This window comes from Gracilibacillus marinus (assembly GCF_042651725.1).
Classification (GTDB): domain Bacteria; phylum Bacillota; class Bacilli; order Bacillales; family Amphibacillaceae; genus Gracilibacillus; species Gracilibacillus marinus.
The window spans coordinates 282,430-306,856 of record NZ_JBHSDV010000001.1 but is presented as its reverse complement, the minus strand read 5'-3'; the positions used below and the strand labels follow the sequence as shown (position 1 = coordinate 306,856).

The 24,427-nt window shown below is 35.3% G+C and carries 17 protein-coding genes and 2 pseudogenes; 4 read left to right on the top strand and 15 right to left on the bottom strand.

All coding sequences use genetic code 11. The features are described from left to right. Nucleotides 1–134: 134 nt before the first annotated feature. A complete protein-coding gene (locus ACFOZ1_RS01445; RefSeq protein WP_390195087.1) occupies nt 135–1,367 on the bottom strand; it encodes an aminopeptidase in 1,233 nt (410 codons plus the stop codon). Between the two features lie 130 nt (nt 1,368–1,497). Between ACFOZ1_RS01445 and ACFOZ1_RS01440 the strand changes: the two genes are divergently transcribed. Beyond that, nucleotides 1,498–4,548, top strand: coding sequence for an efflux RND transporter permease subunit (locus tag ACFOZ1_RS01440; RefSeq protein ID WP_390195085.1), 3,051 nt, complete (start codon nt 1,498–1,500; stop codon nt 4,546–4,548). A gap of 57 nt (nt 4,549–4,605) precedes the next feature. Here ACFOZ1_RS01440 and ACFOZ1_RS01435 read toward each other — a convergent pair whose 3' ends face one another. The 4 genes from ACFOZ1_RS01435 to ACFOZ1_RS01420 form a co-directional block, all read right to left on the bottom strand. After that, on the bottom strand, nt 4,606–6,000 hold the full coding sequence (locus tag ACFOZ1_RS01435; protein ID WP_390195084.1) for an L-cystine transporter: 1,395 nt from the start codon (nt 5,998–6,000) through the stop codon (nt 4,606–4,608). Between the two features lie 157 nt (nt 6,001–6,157). Continuing rightward, nucleotides 6,158–6,613: an OsmC family protein gene (locus ACFOZ1_RS01430; protein ID WP_390195082.1), complete on the bottom strand. Its 456-nt coding sequence runs from the start codon at nt 6,611–6,613 to the stop codon at nt 6,158–6,160. Between the two features lie 51 nt (nt 6,614–6,664). Then, a complete protein-coding gene (locus ACFOZ1_RS01425; RefSeq protein WP_390198011.1) occupies nt 6,665–7,480 on the bottom strand; it encodes a TerC family protein in 816 nt (271 codons plus the stop codon). A 283-nt stretch (nt 7,481–7,763) separates the two neighbouring features. Further along, nucleotides 7,764–9,482 carry a phospho-sugar mutase gene (locus ACFOZ1_RS01420; protein ID WP_390195081.1) on the bottom strand — a complete coding sequence of 573 codons (1,719 nt, stop codon included), beginning with the start codon at nt 9,480–9,482 and terminating at the stop codon, nt 7,764–7,766. Between the two features lie 119 nt (nt 9,483–9,601). Here ACFOZ1_RS01420 and ACFOZ1_RS01415 point away from each other — a divergent pair, with 119 nt between their 5' ends. Then, nucleotides 9,602–10,693: an AI-2E family transporter gene (locus ACFOZ1_RS01415; RefSeq protein WP_390195079.1), complete on the top strand. Its 1,092-nt coding sequence runs from the start codon at nt 9,602–9,604 to the stop codon at nt 10,691–10,693. A gap of 77 nt (nt 10,694–10,770) precedes the next feature. Here the strand turns inward: ACFOZ1_RS01415 and ACFOZ1_RS01410 are convergent, their stop codons facing one another. The 4 genes from ACFOZ1_RS01410 to ACFOZ1_RS01395 all read right to left on the bottom strand — a co-directional run bounded on the left by ACFOZ1_RS01410 (nt 10,771) and on the right by ACFOZ1_RS01395 (nt 14,525). After that, complete coding sequence (locus tag ACFOZ1_RS01410) at nt 10,771–11,286, bottom strand: GNAT family N-acetyltransferase (RefSeq protein WP_390195077.1); 516 nt, start codon at nt 11,284–11,286, stop codon at nt 10,771–10,773. 181 nt (nt 11,287–11,467) lie between these two features. Further along, nucleotides 11,468–12,583 carry a TRAP transporter substrate-binding protein DctP gene (dctP, locus tag ACFOZ1_RS01405; protein ID WP_390195075.1) on the bottom strand — a complete coding sequence of 372 codons (1,116 nt, stop codon included), beginning with the start codon at nt 12,581–12,583 and terminating at the stop codon, nt 11,468–11,470. A gap of 69 nt (nt 12,584–12,652) precedes the next feature. Continuing rightward, nucleotides 12,653–13,927: a TRAP transporter large permease gene (locus tag ACFOZ1_RS01400; protein ID WP_390195073.1), complete on the bottom strand. Its 1,275-nt coding sequence runs from the start codon at nt 13,925–13,927 to the stop codon at nt 12,653–12,655. 22 nt (nt 13,928–13,949) lie between these two features. Continuing rightward, on the bottom strand, nt 13,950–14,525 hold the full coding sequence (locus ACFOZ1_RS01395; protein WP_390195071.1) for a TRAP transporter small permease: 576 nt from the start codon (nt 14,523–14,525) through the stop codon (nt 13,950–13,952). 336 nt (nt 14,526–14,861) lie between these two features. Here ACFOZ1_RS01395 and ACFOZ1_RS01390 point away from each other — a divergent pair, with 336 nt between their 5' ends. Then, nucleotides 14,862–15,038 carry an SE1832 family protein gene (locus ACFOZ1_RS01390; RefSeq protein WP_390195069.1) on the top strand — a complete coding sequence of 59 codons (177 nt, stop codon included), beginning with the start codon at nt 14,862–14,864 and terminating at the stop codon, nt 15,036–15,038. A gap of 537 nt (nt 15,039–15,575) precedes the next feature. Here ACFOZ1_RS01390 and ACFOZ1_RS01385 read toward each other — a convergent pair. Beyond that, nucleotides 15,576–17,438, bottom strand: a complete 1,863-nt coding sequence (locus tag ACFOZ1_RS01385) for a cation:proton antiporter (RefSeq protein WP_390195067.1) — start codon at nt 17,436–17,438, stop codon at nt 15,576–15,578. A 124-nt stretch (nt 17,439–17,562) separates the two neighbouring features. Between ACFOZ1_RS01385 and recQ the strand changes: the two genes are divergently transcribed. Next, nucleotides 17,563–19,344, top strand: a complete 1,782-nt coding sequence (gene recQ / locus ACFOZ1_RS01380; protein WP_390195065.1) for a DNA helicase RecQ — start codon at nt 17,563–17,565, stop codon at nt 19,342–19,344. A gap of 377 nt (nt 19,345–19,721) precedes the next feature. On the opposite strand, the gene ACFOZ1_RS01375 is transcribed toward recQ, so the two are convergent. The 5 genes and pseudogenes from ACFOZ1_RS01375 to cls form a co-directional block, all read right to left on the bottom strand. Beyond that, a complete protein-coding gene (locus tag ACFOZ1_RS01375; protein ID WP_390195063.1) occupies nt 19,722–20,954 on the bottom strand; it encodes an aminopeptidase in 1,233 nt (410 codons plus the stop codon). Further along, nucleotides 20,954–21,376 carry an ATP-binding cassette domain-containing protein gene (locus ACFOZ1_RS16480; RefSeq protein ID WP_417398453.1) on the bottom strand — a complete coding sequence of 141 codons (423 nt, stop codon included), beginning with the start codon at nt 21,374–21,376 and terminating at the stop codon, nt 20,954–20,956. The genes ACFOZ1_RS01375 and ACFOZ1_RS16480 overlap by 1 nt, the downstream gene beginning before the upstream one ends. 72 nt (nt 21,377–21,448) lie before the next feature. Next, a pseudogene (locus ACFOZ1_RS16475) lies at nt 21,449–21,958 on the bottom strand (ATP-binding cassette domain-containing protein); the annotation flags it as partial. Continuing rightward, nucleotides 21,935–22,876 (bottom strand): annotated as a pseudogene (locus tag ACFOZ1_RS16470) (ABC-F family ATP-binding cassette domain-containing protein); the annotation flags it as partial. The pseudogenes ACFOZ1_RS16470 and ACFOZ1_RS16475, both read right to left, overlap by 24 nt. A gap of 66 nt (nt 22,877–22,942) precedes the next feature. Further along, entirely contained in the window at nt 22,943–24,385 is a 1,443-nt protein-coding gene (gene cls / locus ACFOZ1_RS01365) for a cardiolipin synthase (RefSeq protein ID WP_390195060.1), read from the bottom strand. Nucleotides 24,386–24,427 lie beyond the last annotated feature (42 nt).

Sequence of the window (24,427 nt, the reverse complement as noted above, 5' to 3'; positions counted from 1 at the left end):
AATGTAAACAGAATGTAAGAAACATGTAAAAAAAGCAAAAGCGGAAACGCCCGGTTAGAAACGTAGTGACTGGAGTGAACCAAAAACGAAGGCATATCTACTATTAGTAGTTGCCTTCGCTTATTACCTCATCGTTAAAATGTAATCGCCCATGTTCCATTTCGAAATATTGCTTCTCTTTTACCATCTTCCGTAATACCGTCAATATCCATTTTATCTGACCCAATCATAAAATCTTCGTGCACAATACTATCATTCACACCATTTGCATCCATTGCTGCTTCATCCATGTTAGAACCATCTTTAATATTAGTAGGATATGCTTTACCTAATGCAATGTGACATGATGCATTTTCATCAAATAATGTATTAAAGAAGATGAGGCCAGATTCTGATACTGGTGATTCATGTGGGACAAGCGCCACTTCTCCTAATCTAGATGCACCATCTTCATCTGCTTCTAGTAAATTCTTTAATGCTTGCTCCCCTTTTTCACATGTATAATCCACCACTTTACCATCTTTAAACGTTAGCGTAAAATTTTCGATCAATTGACCTTGAAAACTTAGTGGTTTCGTACTTGTTACAACACCATTTACATTATACTTATGTGGCATTGTAAAAACTTCTTCTGTCGGCATATTCGGATTGAAACTTACTCCATCTTCTGCAACAGCTGCCCCACCATGCCAAATGTGACCATCTGTTAAACCAATCGTCAAATCTGTACCTGGTGCAGTAAAATGCAATGCTTTATAACTTTTTTCATTCAAATATTCACGTGCATTTTTTAACGTTTCATTATGCTTTTGCCATGCAGCAATTGGATCAGCTGTATTTACACGACCAATCCGGAAAATCTCATCCCACAGTTGCTTCACCGCTTCTTCCTCTGTGATGTCAGGGAATATTTTGCTCGCCCAACCTTTCGTTGGATATCCGACGATTGACCATCTTGCACGATCATTCATCATGTAATCACGATACTCTTTTAACGCAACAGAACTTGCTTTTGTTACTGCAACCATTCTATTCCCGTCAATGTCTTTCAATAAATCTGGATTTTCTCCGTAAATATTTAGTACAGCATAACCATCTTTCACCATTGATGTGAATGCGTCTTTTCGCCAGTCTGGGAATGTTTCTAATACATCCATATGTGCATGTTTCATTTTTAAGTATGTTAACTCGTCATCTTTCCATTCGATATGTACATCAGATGCACCTAATTGATATGCCTTTTCGACAACGATTCGAACAAATTCAACCGCTTCAATTGATGTTTGAATGAGCAATCCTTGCCCTTTTTGTAAATGCACACCGACTTCTAATGCTAATTGTGCATATTTCTCTAACTGATTTTTCATTTTTATTGCCTCCTTCTTCTACTATAAGAATATTTGTTAGAGTGGAAAAGTCAAGTTAAAAGAATTGCTTAAAAGGGTATAGAAGAACATAATATAACTTAGAAAGAAAATAATTGCATGAGGTGAAGCGATGGAAACATTATTAAAATATCGTAAAATTGTTTGGATTTTTGTTCTGTTATTTATTATTACAGGTATTTTTACTTACATACAAATCCCGAAAAGAGATATTCCTGAAATCTCACAAAACATTGCATCTGTATCCACTGTGTATCCAGGCGCGAATCCTGAGGTAGTCGAACAAGTGATTACAAATAAAATAGAAGACGAATTAGAAACAGTGGATGGTGTGGATCAACTAACATCTGCATCTACAAATGGATTCTCTACTATTACAATCTCATTAACTGAAACAGACAATCCTACTAGTATCTATGCGGCTATTCGTCAAGCGGTTCAAAATGCACAAAAAGATTTTCCAGATGAGGCCTTAACACCTGAAGTAAAAACAGATTTAGTTCGTTCCAGTGTTGCAACCTATCATTTGCTAAATGAAGACACAGAAACATTGTTAGCAATAAGAGAAACGATTGCTAGTTGGGAAGAGGAATTCACTTCTATCAGCGGTGTAGATAGTATTGAATGGAAAGGTATTCCTGATCAATATGTTGAAGTTCAACTAGACCAAGAAGCCTTAGGCGAGTATCGTGTGCAGCCAGGACAAATTATTGAAGCAATCCAAGCAGAACTCGGACCTGTTGCACTTGGTACAGAAACAACGGATGATCAGAACTTTTTGCTTAATATTGCAGAAGAAGATGATTTCACACGTTTAGAACAGACCTATATTACAACAAACGGTGATGAACCAATCTATTTGGTCGATATTGCCTCCATTGCAATCGTTGATGAGAAAGTAAGTGACATCATCACATATGATGACAAACAAGCACTTTCTTTGACGATTTATGCAAAAGATGGCGTCAATATTACAAACTTACAAAAACAAATTGATGACAAAATGACAGTATTACAGCAAGATTTACCTGAAGAAGTGGTTGTTGACAATTTTTATACACAAAGCACGATAATTGATGAGGTATATACTAGTTTATTAGTATCATTTGCAATTTCATTCTTTGCAGTAGTCATTATCATGGTATTAGGATTACCTATTTCTTCTGCAATTTTAGTGGCATTTGCTATTCCGTTGTCTATCATTATCGGGTTCATACCATTACCATATACGGGTGTAGACCTAAACCAGATATCGATTATTGGAATTATTGTCGCAATTGGTATCTTGGTGGATGATGCCATTGTTGTAAATGATAATATTATGCGGCGGTACCAACTTGGTGACAGTCCACTAGAAGGAGCAAGGAGAGGTATAAAAGAGGTTGGTGTTTCGATTGTTACATCGACACTTCTGATTGTATTTAGTTTTCTACCATTGACATTCTTATCAGGTAGTAATGGTGAATTCATTCGCGCTTTACCTATTGCATTAATGGGAACAATTATTGCTTCAACCATTTTAGCTTTAACAGTCATTCCTTCCATTCAATATGTAAGACAACTGAGAATACAACAAACGAAAAAGCGTCGAAAAGGTGGACTATTAACGAACTTTTTCCGCTTTCTCGAGAAACATTATGCAGAAAACATTATTCCATTTACGATTAAGCGACCATGGCTTACTGTACTAAGCGGAATCATTATCTGTCTATTACTTCTATCCTTAGCGCTGAAAGTTCCATTTGAGTTCTTCCCTGCTGCAGACAGACAAGAAGTAACCCTTTCTTTAACATTAGATGAAGGTACAAAAATAGAAGATACAGATGCTATGCTCGACGAAATCGAAGCATACATTCTAGAGCAAGAGCCTAATGTAACAGAGACCGTTCGCTATACTGGAAGTGGATTACCGAATATCTTTAATTCTAGCCTAACAAGGTCTGGAGAGAACACAGGTCAGCTAGCTATTCGAATTAATCGTGACAATTATAGTGCACAGACATTTATCGAAGATTATGAACGAGAATTAAGAGAAACATTCCCAGAAGGGCAAATTTTCTTAGAAACGATTGTATCAGGTCCTCCAGCATCTGCTGCATTAGAAGTGAAATTACAAGGTCCAGAATTGGATACATTATTATCAACCGCGACAGCATTACAGGAAGATTTAAATGCATTAGATGCTGTTGAGATTGCTACAATTAATACTGGAACGAGTCAACCCGTAAAAACATATGAGATTGACAAAGCATTTCTAGCGGAGAATGGGATTGATTTGAATCAAGTAAAGAACACATTACAATTAGCTAATACTGGCGTTCCTTTCACAGAAATATCTGTAGACAATCAACGATATACGCTTGAAATTAGTCTTGATGAAGGGTTGGAAGATGGGATTGCTTTAGATCAATTACAAGCTGTTGTACCATCAGAACGTGGCGCACCGTCTATCTTCACATATGACAAATTCATAACAGAAACAGTCGATGAACAAATTGCCGCAATTACACATTTGGACGGAGAACGCACGATTACGATTGAGGCATATGAGAATAGTGATGTAGCTACATTCACAGAGGATACAGAAGAAATAATAGATACATTACAAGCAGAATTGCCTGAAGGATATACATTGATAGAAGATGGCGAATCTAGTGCAGAAACAGAGTTCTTTATTGAAGTAGCTAAATTGTTCGTCATTGTCCTGTTTTTAATTTATGTGACATTAGCTATACAGTTTAACTCATTACTTACACCATTATTAATTACGAGCACTGTACTCATTGCAGTTACTGGTGCGATTGCAGGCTTATTTGTGAGTGGGCAGCCACTTAGCTTCTTAGCAGTACTTGGTATTGTTTCACTATCCGGAGTTGTTGTTCGTAACTCGATATTAATTATTGAATTTATTGAGCAAAATAAAGCCCGTTATCAAGGAAATATTAAAGAAGCCATTATTGCTGCAGGGAAAGCAAGGCTTCGACCAATTATTTTAACAACATTAACATCAATTGCTGCATTAGCTCCAATCATTTTCACTGGAGATGTATTGTTCAAACCTTTAGCAGTATCTATCGTTGCTGGACTTATCTTCTCCACAACGCTCACATTACTATTATTGCCAGCAAGTTATGTCACAATGGCAAAAATGATTAAGAAATAAAACAATTTTAAGCGTACAAAAAAGCAGGGCAATCAAATGCCCTGCTTTTTCTATCCATTACATTGCAATATCTTTATCTACTAAATCTTTGTCATTGTACTTTTTAATATTTAATTTTTTCATAATTTTTGATGTTAATGTACCAGATAGTATAGAGTCATTCACATTTAATGCTGTACGACCCATATCAATTAATGGCTCTACAGTAATAAGTAGACCTGCTAATGCAACTGGTAAATTCATAGATGATAGTACGATTAATGCAGCAAATGTTGCTCCACCACCGACACCTGCAACACCAAATGAACTTACACCGATAATTAACACTAATGATAATAAGAAACTTGGTGATAAAGGATCAATACCTTGTGATGGTGCAATCATGACAGCTAGCATTGCTGGATAAATACCTGCACATCCATTCTGCCCGATTGTTGCACCAAATGATGCTGCCATATTTGCAGTACCACTATGCACACCTAAACTTTCTTTTTGAACTTGTATCGTTAAAGGAATCGTCCCTGCACTTGATCTAGATGTAAAAGCAAATGATAATACAGGTAATACTTTCTTCACATACAATAATGGATTTAAACCAAATACCGCTAGTAAAATTAAGTGAATGATGAACATCGCAATTAAAGCAACATAAGATGCAGCAACAAATTTACCTAGTTCAATGATTCCTGCAATATCTGTTTGTGCAACCGTATTTGCCATCAATCCTAAAATACCATATGGTGTAAGACGTAAAATAATTGTTACAATACGCATTACAACAGCATATAACGCATTAATTATTTCAACGAATTTCTCCGCTTGTTCTGGTTGCTTTTTACGTACACCTAGTACTGCTATCCCTACAATAATAGAGAAAATAACAACAGCGATAGTGGATGTTGCACGCTGACCAGTCATATCTAAAAATGGATTCGACGGGATAAACTCAAGAATCTTCTGTGGTGTCGACATTCCTTCAATCGAACCAAGTCTTTCTTCTAACGCGAGCCCTCGTTCTTCTTCTGCTTGCCCTATTTCAATTTGATCTGCATTTAAATCAAATATTGTTGCACTTGTTACACCAACTAATGCTGCGACCATTGCAGTTGTAACTAAAATACCAATAATCCATGCAGACATCTTCCCTAATTCAGAAGATTTCTCTAAATTAATAATAGATTGGATAATCGACACTAAAATTAGCGGGATAACAATCATCATTAGTAAGCGAACATACCCTCTACCAACGATGTTATACCAATCTGTCGTTGTACCAACAATACTTGAGTCTGCTGAATAAATAATTTGTAAAAATGCCCCAAGTAAAATACCAAATAGTAAACCTGCAAATACACGCTTACTAAATGAAACGAATTTCTTTTGCATATAAAATAATATTCCGATAAATGCTAAGAATATTGCAATATTAACGATAATCAATAATGTTTCCATAAATAACCCTCCAGTCTATTATTCCGATTGAAATACTTTGAATATATTAACCTTTATTTCGAGATTTGTCAACAATCAAATATTCAAATGTAAAAAAGCAAAGAAAGATATTGGTTGTATCTTTCTTTGCTTTTATTTTATGTGATAGATCACTTTTTTAGTCCTGTGCTTCGATTGTTATATTTTCTTCAACTACTACTTCTACATTGCCTTTTATCGCTCGTGATATCATACAAGAAGATTCGGCTGCATGTACGATTTCTTTTACTTTAGCCAAGTCTGTTTCTGTTGCTTTTGCTTGTAACTTCACAACAGGTTTGTGCGTGATTTTCTTGTACGTGTATACACCTTTTGTCACATCTACATCACCTGTAGAATCTATACTTAAAAGCTTAATTGGTATACTGCTTCTCTCTATCATTGCAGCTACAGTAATAATGTAACAAGTAGACGCTGCACCCAATAACATCTCATCAGGATTCGTTCCAACACCTGGACCATCCATCTCTTTCGGAATCGAAATCTTTGTTTTTAAATTACCTGCATCTATCGTCCCTACTTCATTTCTGCCACCAGGCCAATCCGCATGTAATCTGAATCTATGAAGTGCCATATGATCATCCTTTCTACAACTATTGTAGAAAAAATGTCTGCTAAGTGCAAATTATGCTTTCACTTCTTCTTTCTTCGGACCTGATAAGAACCATCCCGCAACAGCAATACCTACTAATACTAAATAAAATGTTAATTTCCATGCAAGTGAATGGGCGAAATCATGTGGCAAAATGTGTACATCATCGTGTGCAAGTACACTTACAACAAGCTTCACACCCACCCATCCTACAATGGCAAATGCTGCAACTTCAAGTCCTGGGCGATCATGTAATAATTTCACAAATACATTTGCTGCAAAACGCATGATAATTAAACCAATCATTCCACCTGCGAATACAACTAAAAATTGTCCTGTATCCAAACTACCAACTGTACCTAAGCCAGTTGGTGGTAAAGCTACAGCTAGTGCCACAGCTGCTAATATAGAATCCACAGCAAAAGCTAAGTCAGCGAACTCTACTTTTAGTACCGTCATCCAGAAACTACTACCTTGTTTTTCTTTCGCATTTTCCGCTTCCACTAATTCGTCGTCTGCAATTTTCGGTTTCTTCAAGAATTTATCATACAAATGTTTACCAGAGATAAATAATAAATAAAGTGCTCCGATTGCTTGTACTTGCCAGACATCCACTAAGAAGGAAATAACAAATAATGAACCAAAGCGTAAGATAAATGCTCCTGCTAATCCATAAAATAATGCCTTTTTCCTTTGTTCGTCAGGTAAATGTTTTACCATGATTGCTAATACTAACGCATTATCTGCAGCTAGAATACCTTCTAATCCTATTAATACTAGTAATACCCAACCATACTCTAAAAGTAATTCCACAGTTCCATCTCCTCTTATATATGAAAGATAATCCATCTTAGGATAAAAGCTCACAAAAATAGCGAGACCTTTACCACAGATGGTAAAGGTCTCGCTAACAACGTCAAGTTGCCAATGATGCCGGAGGATACATCCTCGAAATGACGACATCTACTGTACAGCTACTCCCCTTTATGTATGTTTTTACTATAATTCGAAATCACTCATTTGTCAATAACTTATATTTTTTTTACCAAAAAATAGTGTTCCATTCATTCTATTATATAACAAAAACCTACTGTCACATCTGTAACAATAGGTTTTACATGATAAGCATATCTTATGCAATAATTTGATTAATTCTTTCTTCTACTTGTGATTGAATTGCTTGAAGTAGATCCTTACTTTTTGTTTCTTCTGTTGTTTTCACACCAAAATAGCTCTTAATCTTAGGTTCTGTACCAGAAGGACGGAAGCATACCCATGCATCCTCTTCCAAAATAAATTTCATTACATTTTCTTTTGGTAATTCGATGATTTCATTTTTATCTTCTACTAAAAGTGTTCGATTACTTGTATCATAATCTTCGACAGCTAGTACTTTTAGTCCGCCTAGTTCTGTAAATGGATTCGCTCTAATGTCTTCCATAATAGTAGCAATTTGTTCTGCTCCATCTTTTCCTTTTAATGTTAATGACTTCATTCCTTCTAAATAATAACCATGTTGTTCATATAAGCCATCAAGAGCTTGAAGTAGTGTCTTCCCTTGTTTCTTCCAATAATTAGCCATCTCACATGCAACGATTGCCGCTTGTACTGCATCTTTATCGCGGACAAAGTCACCAATTAAAAAGCCATAACTTTCTTCAAAACCAAATAAATAATGTTCTTCTGTTGATTCAAATTCTTTAATTTTTTCTCCGATAAATTTGAATCCAGTTAATGTATCTATTGTGTCTACACCATAAGATTTAGCTACAGTTCTTCCCATTTCTGTTGTTACAATTGTTTTAATCAATTTACCATTTTTTCGTTCTTCTTCTGATAAATGAGATAGTGTATAATCCAACATCAATGTACCTAATTGATTTCCTGTAAGTACTTGGTAGGCACCATTTGCGTCTATCACTGCTACTCCTAGACGATCTGCATCTGGATCTGTACCAATAAGAATGTCTGCATTGATTGCTTGCCCTTGCTCTATCGCCATTGTGAATGCTTGATGCTCTTCAGGATTTGGAGACTCGACTGTCCTGAACTCTGGGTCTGGATTCGCTTGTTCACGAACGACATGTACATTCGTAAATCCAACTTGATTCAGACCTGCAAGTACTAAATCATGTGAAGTTCCGTGTAATGGTGTGAATACAATTGTTAAATCATCTGATGCATTTTCTTGTTTTTGCAAACCTTTTAATGCTTGTAAATAGGCCTTGTCGACTTTTTCGCCGACCCACGTTAATAAACCATTTGCTTCTAGATCTTTTTGTTCTGCTACATTGACAGACAATTCATCTGCTACTAAATCTACCTTTTCAATGATTGCAGCAGCTTCTTTTAATGGTACTTGTCCTCCGTCTTCATTGTAAACTTTGAATCCATTATATTCTGGTGGGTTATGGCTTGCTGTAATCATAATCCCTGCAGCTGCATGTAAATAACGAACAGCAAAGGATAACAATGGTGTTGGGCGTAATGATTCAAATACATATGCCTTAATTCCGTGTGAGCCTAACACACGCGCAGCCTCTATCGCAAACTCTTGAGACATATAGCGTGAATCATATGCAATGGCAACTCCACGTTCTTCGCAATGTTGTACGTTTTCTTTTATGTATAAGCTAAGTCCTTCTACAGCCTTACGCACTGTATATATGTTCATACGATTGGTCCCAGGCCCTAATACACCACGCATTCCACCTGTACCGAATGTTAAATTCTTATAAAATGCATCTTCTACCTCTTTTTCATCTTTTACTACTTCATTTAATTGTTTCAATAATGCTTCATCCAATGCTGCGAATGAAGTCCATTTCTTTAATGTTTCTTGCCATGACATAAGATTATCCCTCCAACATACTTTTTAAATTATTTTAACATACTCTACTATAACTTACATACCATATTTATATTTAATATGATAGAATAAAATCACTATATATTCTACAAAAGGTCGTGATGATTACATTGTTCGAGAAAAAGAGTATACGAATTCTACTAACACTCATCTTAATTTTTACATTAATTCTGTTAATACACTTAACACGATTTATTTTCGAACCTGTCGCAGCATATTTGACGGCAATTGCTGTACCCATTATCGGTGCTGGTGTCATTTTTTACATAACTAACCCTATTGTTAATTATCTAGAGAAAAAGAAATTCCCACGAATCATTGGTACATTTATTGTATTTATATTAATTGCGCTAATTATTACAATCATTATTCAATTTGTCGCACCAATTGTCCAAAAACAATTTAGTAATTTCTTTGATAGTATTCCGAAAATGGTGAAGAATGCAGAACAATTAGTAGATATGTGGCAGAGCAACCAAAACATTATTCCACCACAATTAGAAGATGCTATGAAGAATATGCTAGATAATATAAGTAATTATGCGGAGAATATTACTGCAAGTATCATTAATATCATCGCACAAGTGTTTAGTTTTGTTTTCTCCTTTTTGCTTATTCCATTTTTCTTGTTTTTCATGCTAAAAGATGGCCATCGTTTTGTTCCTTTTATTTCACAATTTTTAAGTCCGAACAAAGCAAGGAGTTTTCGAACATTAACGACAAATGTAAACCACACATTAGCATCCTTTATCCAAGGACAATTTATTGTTAGTTTATGTGTCGGTTTCATGTTATATATCGGATATTTAATTATCGATTTAGATTATCCATTATTTCTAGCGTTATTTGGACTAATCATGAATTTCATTCCATTTATCGGTCCATACTTATCTGCAGTACCTGCTATCATCGTTGGTTTTTTCCAAGATCCAATCTTAGCTGTTTGGGCATCTGTTGTTATGTTAATCGCACAACAAATCGAAAGTAACTTTATATCTCCAAATGTGATGGGACGTGCATTATCGTTACACCCTTTAACAGTGATTACATTAATCTTAGCAGCGGGAGGAATTGCAGGGTTTCTTGGGTTGTTATTTATCATTCCAGCATATGCTGTCGTGAAAACAATTATTGCACATTTTTATCATGAGTGGAAAAAGAAGCAACCAGAGGAAGATCCAGATTTAATATAAAAGGATAACATACGGTCTTTCGCCATATCTATTGGCGAAAGTACCACGTTACCTCTATCTTAATCTAATAGAAAAGATTACAACTGTTTAACCATAATATTATTTACTTGTTCATCATCACCAATTAAGATGGAATACGAACCTTTGATTTCAAATCCCATGTTCTTGTGAAAATCAACTGCATTTTTATTTTTTTGCCACACACCTAACCATACTTCACTTTTTTGATGTTCCTTTGCATAATCAATTGCCGTTTTTAATAGTATTCTTCCAAGCCCTTTGTCTTGAAACATCTGTCTCACATAAATTCGTTCAATTTCTAATGCATTTTCACTAATTTCGTATGTTTGTGCACCGTTTTCATTTAACTTTAAATAACCAGCTAGCACATCATTGACGTACAGGAATAAAAATGTTGAGGATGGATTGGATAATTCTTTTTTTAATTGATGTAAATTGAAGGCACTATCTAAATATTCATTCATATCTTCTGGTGTATGCAAATGACTGTAAGTTTCATTATATGTTTGTGTACCAATTTCCTGGATGATTTGCAAATCTTCTAACGTACATTTCCTAATATTTGTCCTCATTCTCCCATCTCCTTACAGTTTTATTTAGTTAAATTTTGTTATTCAAACAAAATTTAGACACTTACCTATATTAATTATATTGGACAATATAGATTTCAGTCAATGAAAACGAATACATTTTGTGAAGAATTTTTTTGAGAAATAGAAAATCACTCAGGTTTCCCGAGTGATTTTCTACTTCTTATTCGCCAGTTACTTCAGCGATTTCTTCTTTTAACTTATCATAAATAGCTGGGTCTACACCTTCTGTTAACTCGCCATTACGGTATTTCTCATGTACTGGCAATGCAACTTCTTTAAATGCTTCAATTTGCTCATCTGTTAATTCAATAATTTCTGTTGGGTTTTCTGTATCAGCTTTAATTGCTTCAAGCCCTGCTTCGTTTTGCGCTTTTTGTTCTTCGAATACCCATTCTTGCATTTCTTCCACTGTTTCATCAATTAATGCTTTTTCATTTTCTGGTAATCCATTATACCAATCTGTATTTACTGTTGTCATCGCAACATAGTTATTATGATTAGAAATTGTTAAAGTATCTTGCACTTCATAGAAACTTGCTGAATTAATAAAGAATATTGGGTTTTCTTGTGCATCCACTGTCTCACGGTCTAATGCTGTATATAATTCGCCCCAGCTGATTGATTGTACTGTTGCACCATATGCAGCATATGTTTCACGCATTAGCGGAGATTCTTGTACACGTGTGTTTAACCCTTCCCAATCACTTGGTTCTTCAATTCCTACATTACTCGTCCAAGCCATTGCACCTTCTGTCCAAAATGCAAGTGGAGTAATATTATGCTCTTCATATTTCGCACGTAAATCTGTATTTAATGCTTCACTATTTGTTAATACTTCCTGTGTTTGTTCTGGATCTGCAGGGAAGAAATAGTGTAGTGAGAAAATCTGTCCATCAGGAACTTGCCCACCAGTAAAACCTGGTGACATTACTGCAAGTTGCACTGCACCTTGTTGTAATGATTGTGCTTGGTCTACTTCACTACCTAGCGCACCATATTCATATGGAACGACTTCAATTGCACCATTTGTTTTTTCATCAATACGCTTTGCAAATTCTGCAGCATATTCGTACTGTACTTCACCTTTTAACTCTTCTGTAATAAACATCCACTGTGCTTCATCAAATTCACCTGAAGCCTCTTCTCCATTATTATCTGAACCTTCGTTGTTGTCCGTTGAATCTTCGCCCTCTTCACCACCACAAGCTACTAATACAAAGCTTAGTGATAGGATTGCTAGTAACATAAGTACATACTTTTTGTTAAAAATGATCATTACCCCCTAAAATTTTTAGTGAAATATATTTTAAGTAAATAGCTATTTCAGCATTTACTTAATAACAAATTAATCAATCAATACTAATGATAGTTCTGGAAATAGTATTAAAGCTACGCCAATTAACAGTAACATCACAATATATGGTGGCGTACTTTTGATAACTTCTAAATACGGCTTTTTGAACACAGCACTTGCGGTAAATATATCGACACCAAATGGTGGTGTAGCTGAACCTAGTGCTGCTTGGAATGTAATTATGATTCCTAAATGAATTAAATTTACATCCGCTGCTTCTGCTGCCGGAGCAAAGATAGGTGTTAAAATCAAAATAACTACAATCGGATCAACAAACATACACCCAACAAAGAAGAAAATACTAACCATAATCAAGACATATAATGCACTTGGATCTGTTCCAAGTACTGCTTCTGTAATTTGTTGAGGAATTCGTGCAAATCCAAGTACCCATGTAAATAATTGTCCACCAGCAACTAAAATGAAGACAGCTGATGTAACTAGCCCTGTAGACAATGCAATACTCGGGATTTTTTTCCACGGAATTGTCTTAAATATCAATACTTCTAAGATCAACGCATATAATACCGAGATACCTGAAGCTTCTACTGGTGTGAATATTCCTAAATAAATTCCACCTACGATTAGAACAGGAAATCCTAATGGTAATAATGCTTTTCTAAAATAAACAAGTCTCTCTCTCCAACCAATGCGTTCTGCTAATGGAATATTTTTGATTTTTGCATAAACTACACTGTAAATCGCAAATGATAAAAATACGATTAAACCAGGAATAATCCCTGCAATAAATAAGTCTCCTACAGATACTCCTTTACCTGCAGCTAATGCATAAATAATCATTCCAATACTTGGCGGAATAAGTAGTGCTACGTCACTTGCATTGATAATTAATGCCATCGCACTGGAATCTTTATATCCAATTTTCAGTAGACGCTCACGCATTGGACGTCCAATTGCTACAACTGTTGCTTGAGTCGAACCAGATATAGCTCCAAATAATGTACAAGCAGCTGCAGTTGTTACCGCATACCCACCACGCATATGACCAACAAATGAACCGATAAAGTCTAATAAACGATTCGACGTCTTACCAGATGTCATAATATCTGCAGCAAATATAAATAGCGGCACACATAATAATACAGGTGATTCAATCCCTGTCATTAATTGTTTCATAAGTAAATCCATATTGATTGCTGGGTTATAAATCATCATGATAATGACTGGTGCTAAAATAAGCGGTATCATCATCGGAAAATTTAGTAACAACAGCACAATCATTATTGACATTAATGTTGTTAACATAGTTTTTTACCTCTCTACTTTTTTATACACCTAAGTCTTCTAATTTCACTTCTTTATCTTCATCTTTCGTATCGTTATAATCTACTGCATCAATACCTAAATAAACTTTATCCTTTGCCTTCGCGGTGAAATTCACATAGGTATTACGAATAAATTGGATACCTGCTAAAAAGAAACCAATCGGAATAAATACTGCCATTAAATAGCGTGGCAATTGTAAGGATGTAGTGATTGCGCCTGTATTATATTCAAACATTACATAACTGTATGAATAATATGCCATCATAAACATTACAATAGCTGTTACGAAGTTAATGATAATCATCATTACTTTTCGCACCTTGAATGGTGCAAAATCATAAAATGCTGACATACTGATATGACGGCCTTTTCTTGCTGCATAACCAATCCCCATAAATGTTGCGATAATAATTGCAAATTTACTTACTTCATAAGCAAAGAAAAAAGCACCAGAGTGAAAAATCTCGCGTGCAATTACATTTCCAACAATCATAATGGAAATTAATATAATTGCAAAGCTCAAAATAAACTCTTCGATCTTCATCATTGCTTTATCTAATAACCGAAAAATATTCAAGCCTTCTCTGCCTCCTTATTGTTTTTTGTCATGCCGATATTTCTCTTATATTAAATGTTACAGAAATGTTTCAAGCATCACAAATTTACTATACCCTTAAATGTTCGGATTAAACGACATATGATGTACTGAACAAAATATGTCCGCAAATCGTGGATATATCGTAACGAATGCTAGCAAATAATCGTTAATCCTTAAAAAATGCTACTATTTAACAAAGATATACAAATGTTTTATGACATTGCCTGAGGGAGTAATTCTTGCTATCACAAACAAATTCGGCTACGATTTAAATAAATATGGTGAGAAATTATAAGATGCTATGGGGTGAAAAAAATGAATCGTAAAGAAATAGAATTAGAGATTGAAGATTTGAAAGCAGACCATACGAGGTTATCTCACGACATGGAGAAAGTTGTCTATGTAAAAGGAAAGACAGAAATTACAGAAAAAGAACTTGAGCGTATTGAAAAAGAGATATCCAGACTCAGACAACAACTAGCTGAGTTATAAGAATTTAATTCCATTTGATTACGTGTATGTATCGTTAGTTATTAGTGTGAGCCTTTATAAAAATAGGATGATACGACACAGTTCTAATGAGCAATTTTGAAATAATTTATGTGCGTATACCCCGCTCTGGCTTGCCCACTCCCCTTTACACGGGCTTTTTTCTTGAGCTAACTTATTCACGGACAAGCCAGTGCGAGTGCCAAACACATATAAAAACTCAAAATGAAAGAATAGAATTATCTTTTAATATGAAAAAAATCCAAACGACTCGATAAATAGCTTTTCGAATCATTTGGATTTTTTTACGTTAAAGAATCCAATTGTCTCCATTTATTTTTGTTGGTTCGTACCTCATCGTGATTCCTTTTCCACGGTGAAGCGACTGTAATACCCACAACATAATATGAAGTGTGAAAAGGTAATTCTGTGTTGTGGGTAAACTGTCACTAACACCCTGATAAGTTTCGCTATCAATAAGTCATCATCGATTCGCAAGCTCATCGTGATTCCTTTATTTCTGTTAATTCGCTCCAGTCTCTACGTTTTTAATCGGTCACTTTCGCTTTTGTTTTTCCCTTCTAATTTTTGTTTTATTTTATTAAATTCTTTACTTGGGGGTGTCATGCTTACGATGATATCACCGGGTTGGGCGGTGGTATCTACACCTTCTATGAAAAATTCTAGTTGTTTGGATTGTTTTAGTACAAATAACAATATGGTTTCTTTATCTCTATCACGAAGGTATTCTTCACATGTATATTGTTCTGTTAATGTTGTTTTACGGAAAACGTATCCTGCTTTGATTTTGTATTTTAATTCTTCTAACCCTTCAGCAGGTCGGAATAATTCTTGACCACCAATTGTGTGATCAATATCATCTAGCTGGTCACCACTATGATTCTGTCTCGGTAGTCTGTATACATTTTTGCGTCCAAATTCTGGTATAAATGTGGAACTAACTAATGCATTATATGAATCATATTCTGATGCACTAATTAAATAATCATATGGCGTGAAATCAATCGTGTACTCCATTTGCTCAGACAAGATTTCTCCGTGATTATGTGCCACCCCTGCTCTTCTGGCACTATATAACCTTCCCCAAGAAGAATCAACAACGAGTACAGGAATACCGAGTTCCTCCATTACTTTGGCAAGGGAGACTGAGAATCGATTGGAACCGACGATGATTGCGCCTGGCTTTCCATCTGATGACAAATTCAATTTCTTAGCTAACCACCCAATCGAAAACCCATGTGCACACACTGTAGCAAATACTAATGCAAATGTAAGAGATGTAACGAGTGAAGCGCCTTGGAATCCCTCATCTTCTAATACTCCTGCAAAGTAACTAGCAACAGTCAATGCTACAATCCCTCTTGGAGCAATCCATCCGATTAATGTTTTTTCTTGTATAGATAATCCCGAACCAATTGTTGATAGGAAAATGGACAATGGTCTTACAACAAATAACATTAATAGAACATAACCGATGATTTCAGGACGAAACACATCTTTTAATGTATCCATTGTTAAGGATGCTGTTAACAAAATAAATACAGTAGAAATTAGCAATATAGAAATATTTTCTTTGAAATGACGCATATCTTTAATCGAAGAAATGCCTAAATTAGCCAATGTCATCCCCATTGCTGTTACCGCAAGTAATCCTGTCTCATGCCACACTTCATCTGCAATGGTAAAACAAGCAATAACAGCACTTAACACAGTTGGTGATTTCAAGAATTCTGGAATATGGCCTGCTTCAAAAAACCAACCAATTAATTTTCCGAATATATATCCAAGCAACACAGCAAAAAATGACGCTAAGAAAAATAAGAATAAAGACGAAGCATCTCTTGAATCAGATGAAATAAATAGAATTATTTCAAAAGCAAAGACAGCAAGTAGTGCACCGAATGGATCAACAACGATTCCTTCCCATTTTAAAATCTTAGCTGGTGTTGGTTTTAATTTAGATTGTCTTAATAATGGCAAAATAACGGTGGGACCTGTTACAATAAAGATACCACCAATGACAAATGCCACAGCAAGAGACAATCCTGCTACATAATAAGCTGTAAGCGAGCCAAGAATCCATGCAATAAATGCTCCCCATGTAATAATGCGAAAAACAGGTTTGCCTAATCCTTTTAACTCTTTAAAGTTTAAATTCAAACTACCTTCAAATAATATTATCGCGACAGCAATTGAAATAAACGGTCGATACAATTCCCCAAATTCTTGTTCAGGATTAATCAAGCCAAAAATCGGACCTGCAAGTAACCCTGCAATCGACATGACTACAATTGCTGGTAATTGAAATTTCCATGCGATCCATTGCGAACCAATTCCCAATACCGCAATGAACATAAATACAAGTAACAACGAATCTACCATATATTCGCCTCCCTACAATCATTTTTTCTATAGTATTACGTTTTTATAGATTAAAGGTTTTTTTCAATAGTTGCAATAATAATGTTATGATAATTTATAGAATAGTAAGAAAGGATCGTCGTGTATGTTACAAGAAGCAAAAAAAGTATTAAAAACATATTATGGATATGATGAATTTAGACATGGACAAGCATTAGCTATTGAACATATTTTACATAAACAAAATACACTTGCAATTATGCCAACAGGCGGTGGAAAATCGATATGCTATCAAATTCCTGGGTTAATTACAGATGGCACTACATTAGTTATTTCTCCACTCATTTCCTTAATGAAGGATCAAGTTGATGCATTGCAATCACTCGGAATTCAAGCAACCTTTATTAATAGTTCTCTTACAATGGAAGAACAGCGAGAGCGAATGGATTTATTACGACAAGGAGCTTATCAATTCATATATGTTGCTCCAGAACGATTCGAATCCGATTATTTTCTATCTGTGTTAAATCAAATTCATTTATCATTGATTGCATTTGATGAAGCACACTGTATTTCACAATGGGGCCATGATTTTAGACCAAGTTATCGCACAGTAGTAGATAGAGTTAAACAATTACACGTTGTTCCGACATTAATGGGATTAACAGCAACAGCTACTGATTTAGTACAAGATGATTTGCAACAATTATTAGAAGTGCAGCCTGACCATATTATCAATACTGGATTTGCTCGTGATAATCTAACTTTTTCTATCGTAAAAGGACAAGATCGTACTGCATATATTGAAGAGTATGTCCGATTCCATAAAGAAGAGCCTGGAATTATTTATGCAATTACAAGAAAACAAGTGGATCAATTATTTTACTTACTTCAATCAAAAGGTTTGCCTGTTGCTAAATACCATGCAGGCATGTCTGAGGATGCTAGAAAAAATGCACAAAATGCATTTATCCAAGATGATGTGACAATCATGATTGCAACAAATGCTTTTGGAATGGGAATTGATAAATCAAATGTGCGCTATGTGATTCATTATGCTTTACCTAAAAACTTAGAAAGTTATTACCAAGAGGCTGGACGTGCAGGACGAGATGGTGCACCAAGTGAATGTAACCTTTTATTCTCAGGTCAAGATATCCAAACACAAAAATATTTAATTGAACAATCTGAAATGATGGACGAGAAGAAAAAACAAGAATACGGCAAACTTCAAGCAATGATTAATTATTGCCATACAGGTAAATGTTTGCAGCAATATGTATTAGATTATTTCAATGATCAAACAAATAGCGAGGATTGTGGCAGATGCTCTAATTGTATCGATGATGTAGAAAAAGTTGACAGAACGAAAGAGGCACAAATGGTCTTATCATGCGTCAAACGAATGGGAGAACGATTTGGTGCGAGTTTAACTGCAAAAGTCTTAAAAGGTTCTAATGACAAAAAGGTCAAACAATTTCGTTTTAATCAATTAAGCACATACGGTCTATTACGTCATTATACAGAGAAAGAATTGACGCATTTTATTCAGTTTCTTGTGGCAGAGAATTATTTACTTGCTGAAGAAGGGAAATTCCCGATTTTACGTCTCAATCAAAAATCTCTAGCTATCTTAAAAGGTGAAATTCCTGTCTATATGCAAGTAGTTAAAGTAGAAAAGAAAATCGCAGAAGATTACAATGTCGAGTTATTTGAATTGCTACGTGAAGAACGAAAAAAAATTGCCGACGAAAATGGATTGCCTCCATATGTCGTTTTTACAGATCGTTCTTTAACAGAATTCGCCAGACTATTTCCCGAGAACAAAAGTGATATGCTCCGTATACATGGCGTCGGTGAGAAAAAATATGAGCAATATGGAGAACACTTTTTACAGTTAATTCAAACATTTAAAACAACAGTGTGAAATGAAAATCCGAACTATTTCAAAAGAATAGTTCGGATTTTTTGATTCACTCCACTCGCTACGTTTCTTAACGGACGCTTTCATTCCATCCAGCTCAAGCGTCCAGAAACTAGGGGACTTCGCAAATCAACTATCAATAAGTCATCATCGGTTCGTTCCTCACCGTGATTCCTTTATTTCTGTTGATTCACTCCAGTCTCTACGTTTTTAATCGGTCACTTTCGCTTTTGACCATCCAGCTCAAGTGACCAAAAACTAGGAGACTTCGCAAATCAACTATCAATAAGTCATCATCGGTTCGTTCCTCACCGTGATTCCTTTATTTCTGTTGATTCACTCCAGTCTCTACGTTTTTAATCGGTCGCTTTCGCTTTTGACTATTCCAAAGACCATTCGCCTTGGCGGAATACGGGTTCTAATTTTCCGTCGGCTGTTTCTCCGTCTATATTTAAATCTGCGGAACCGATCATAAAATCGACATGTGTTAAGCTATCATTCACACCATGTTGATCTAATTCTTTTTCGTTCATATCTGATCCGCCTTTTAAATTTGTCGGGTATGCCTTTCCTAATGCAATGTGACAAGATGCATTCTCATCATAAAGTGTGTTATAAAATATAAGACCGGATTGAGAAACTGGCGAAGAATGTGGCACTAAAGCAAGCTCTCCAAGACGTGTTGCTCCTTCATCTGTTTCTAACAAATGCTTCAATGTTTCATATCCTTGTTCTGCTTCAAAATCGACCACTTTACCGTCTTTAAATGTAAGACTAAATCCATCAATTCGATTTCCACCATATACAAGCGGCTTAGTTGCTGTAACTTTCCCGTTCACACCATATTTATGTGGGACTGTAAAGACTTCTTCTGTAGGCATATTTGGATTAAATGTAAATCCAGAAGTTGTTTCTGCAGAGCCGCCTTTCCAAATGTGGCCTTCAGGTAACTCAAATCGTATATCTGTACCTTCAGATTTAAAAATAAGGGCACGATATGCTTTTTTATTCAAAAATGCTCTCGCATCATGTAATAATTGATTATGTGCTTCCCAAGCAGCAATCGGATCTTCTTGATCGACACGAACAATTTTGAAGATTTCCTTCCATAAGCTTTCTATTGCTTCTTCTTTTGACAATTGAGGGAAAATCTTTTGAGCCCAATCCCCTGTCGGAATAGAAATAATCGACCACGGAATTCTGTCATTCATCGTATATTTGCGGAATTCTTTCATTGCTTCTGCACTTGCTTTATTTGCTTTTGCTACTTTTTTAGGATCAATATCTTTTAACAAATCAGGATTTGTGGAACGAATCGATAGTAATGCAGCTCCATCTTTTGCAAATGCAAGATGTTTCTCTATTTGCCAGTTAGGAATGTCTGCAAGTACGTCTTCTTCTACATGTTTGTATTTCAAAAATGTTAATTCATCATCTGTCCAATTAATGTGTACATCTTTCGCACCAATTTCATATGCTTTTCTTACAACAATTCTTGTAAAATCCGCACCTTCAATGGATGAATTAATCACTAATGCTTGCCCTTTTTGTAAATTCACACCTGTACGTAAAGCTAATTCAGCGTATTTCTCTAACATATGTTGTTCTGCCATTATACTTCCTCCTCCAATTGTTCTATTAATAATGATAATTCTTCCCATCTAGTCATTTTATGCTCTAATTGTGTTTCTACTTCTTTTTGTTTTTCAAAAAGAGGGTTGATTTTCCCAATATCACTTCCTGCAGCTACAATCTCTTGTTCAATCGTCTCCAGTTCTTGTTCTAATGCCGTAATATCTTCTTCGATTGTGTCCCATTCTTTTTGGTCTTTGTAAGAGAGTTTTTTCTTTTTTCTTTTCGGTTGTTCAGCGGATTGTTTAACAGATTGTACTTTCTCTTTTTCTTCTCTTGCTTGTTGCTCTCTAAATTCGGAATAATTCCCATAAAATTTTGTCAATGTTTCACTACCTGTAAATGCAATCACATTGTCAATCGTTTTGTCCAAAAAGTATCGATCGTGCGAGACTGTAAGCATGACACCAGGGAAACCTTCCAAATAATCTTCTAATACTGCTAATGTTTCTGTGTCTAAATCATTTGTAGGCTCATCTAAGAAAAGGACATTCGGCTCTTGCATGAGCACAGTTAATAAGTATAATCTTCTTCTTTCCCCACCAGATAATTTGCGGACATGTGTCCATTGTTGTGCTCTTGGAAACAAAAAGCGTTCGAGCATTTGCTCTGCAGAAATGGTTTGTCCATCTATCGTTGTGACCACTTCCGCCACATCGCGTACCACATCTATCACTTTTGCTTCTTCATTAAGTGGTGGATGATCTTGTGTATAATAGCCAATCTTTACTGTTTCCCCAATATCGATGGTTCCTTCATCTGGCTTTATTTTATCTGCTAATATATTTAATAAGGTTGTTTTTCCGCTGCCATTAGCCCCTACGATACCAATTCTATCTCCAGGCTTAATGAGGAAGTCGAAATGGCGAAATAGTACCTTCTCTCCATAACTTTTCCCTAAATCCTTTACTTCTATTACTTTGTTTCCTAATCTAACAGAACCTATCTCAAAACGAAAGTCACGTTTTGTTGTATCAAAGGACACTTCTTTTAGTTGTTCTGCTCGATCTATTCTTGCTTTTTGTTTGGTCGTTCTCGCCTTCACACCACTTCTTAGCCAAGCAATCTCCTTTTTCAACAAGCTTTGGTGTTTCTTCTCAGCAACTTCCAACTGTTCTTCCCTTAACGCCTTTTGTTCAAGGAATGTTTGGTAATTGCCTTCATATGTATAAAGATTTCCCTTATCTAATTCAAAAATTCGATTTGTCATACGATTTAAGAAATAACGATCATGTGTAACTAGAAGAATTGCTCCATGATAATTTGGCAAATAATCTTCCAACCATTCAATAATATCGTTATCTAAATGGTTTGTTGGTTCGTCTAATATTAATAAATCAGCAGGCTGAATTAACGCTTTTGCTATAGCAACTCTTTTTCGCTGGCCTCCTGATAATTCTTTGACATGTTGTTCTAATTTTTTTACCCCTAGCCTTGTCAAAATAGATTTTGCTACAGTCATCGCGTCCCATGCTTCTTGTTGGTCCATCTCTTCTTGCATATGTAATAGTTGTTTTTGTAATACTTCACTTTCAGGACTTTTTTCTAACTTCAACACAGCCTGTTCATAGGCACGTAATGTCACAATTATTTGTGCATTCCCATAATAGATTTGTTCTAATACCGTTAACTCTTCGTCAAGATTTGGATCTTGGTCTAAATATTCGATACGATAATCATTTGGATGTGTCATCGTCCCTGCTTCACTATGGTCGATTCCTGCAAGTACTTTCAATAATGTCGATTTACCTGTACCGTTTACTCCAATTAGCCCGATACGTTCTTTTTCTGTAATAGAAAAGGAGATATGGTCAAATAATACCTTTTCTCCAAATGTCTTTGTTAGTCCTTCTATTTTTAATTCACGCAATGGATTGTTCACCCTTTCTTTCCATAAGGCCATCTGTGATGTGAACATACATGTCTCATCGAATATATCTAGCATTCAAGAGACATATATAACACACTGCTATAATATTGGCGAAATTAAGCGTGCAATGGATTCTTTGAATTTAATCCATTTTGGTCTTTGTTGATATAGTCCATATGTCAATTGTGTCACATGTTCCATATCTTTTTCAAATTCATCAACTAGCATTTCCGCTAATGTCTCATTATATAAGAATGCATTCACTTCGAAATTAAGTCTAAAACTTCTCACATCAATATTCGCTGTTCCTACAGATGCAATTTTACTATCGACAACGATTGTCTTCGCATGTAAGAATCCTTTTTGATAAATGTATACCGTCGCACCTGCATTTAGCATTTCTCCAATATAAGAGTAAGTGGCCCAATACACAAATGGATGGTCAGGCTTGTTCGGAATCATAATTCTTACATCTACACCTGATAAACAAGCAATTTTAAGCGCATCTAATAAACTTTCATCTGGAATGAAGTATGGTGTTTGGATATATATATAATCCTTTGCTGACATTATCATTTTGATATAGCCATGTTTGATTTGTTCCCAGTCTGAATCAGGACCACTTGAAACAATTTGCATTCCGACTTTTCCTTTTCCTTTTGCTACATAATATCTTTCGTCATAGTCAATATCATGGCGAGAAGCTTGATTCCAGTCAAGAATAAATCGTGTTTGCATATTCTTCACTGCACTACCGACAACTCTCAGATGTGTATCACGCCAATAACCAAATTTCTTATCCATTCCTAAGTATTCATCGCCAATATTAAACCCACCGATGTAGCCAATTTTTCCATCAATGATTACTAATTTTCGGTGGTTCCTGTGATTAATCTTAAAGTTGACCTTAGGAATTAATGGTGGGAAGAAGCCTTCTACTTCTGCACCTGCTGCTCTCATTTCTTTAATAAGTTTACGACTTAATTGGCGCGAACCCATGTCGTCATATAAAAATCGTACTTGTACACCTTCTTTTGCCTTCTTCATTAATACTTCAGCTAATCTTCTTCCCAATTTATCTGAACGTACAATATAGTAGACTAGATGAATATGATCTGTTGCATTTTCTATATCTTCAATTAAAGAATTGAATTTTCTATTCCCATCTGTATAAATACGCACATCATTGTCTTGTGTGAAAATAGCATCATTGTTCCGTAAATGTAAATAGAATAAATCTTTGTATTGATTTAATCGATGATCATTTATTTCAAATTCATTTGCTTCAATTTCTCGTAATTGATGTTGTACTGCTGTTTTGACACCGAGCTTACTTTTTGTATCCCAAGTAAAAATAGTCTTATTACTAAGCTTACGACCAAATATAAGATATAAAATAAATCCGACTACTGGAATAAATGTTAATACCATAATCCATGCCCATGAAGCTGTTGCGTCTTTTCGTTCTAAGAAGATAATGGCTAGAGATAATATAATATTAAAAATCAAAATAATGGAGATAACTAGTTGAAAAATATCCACAGATCCCTTCCCCCTTTCTACATCTAAATATAGCACATTTCC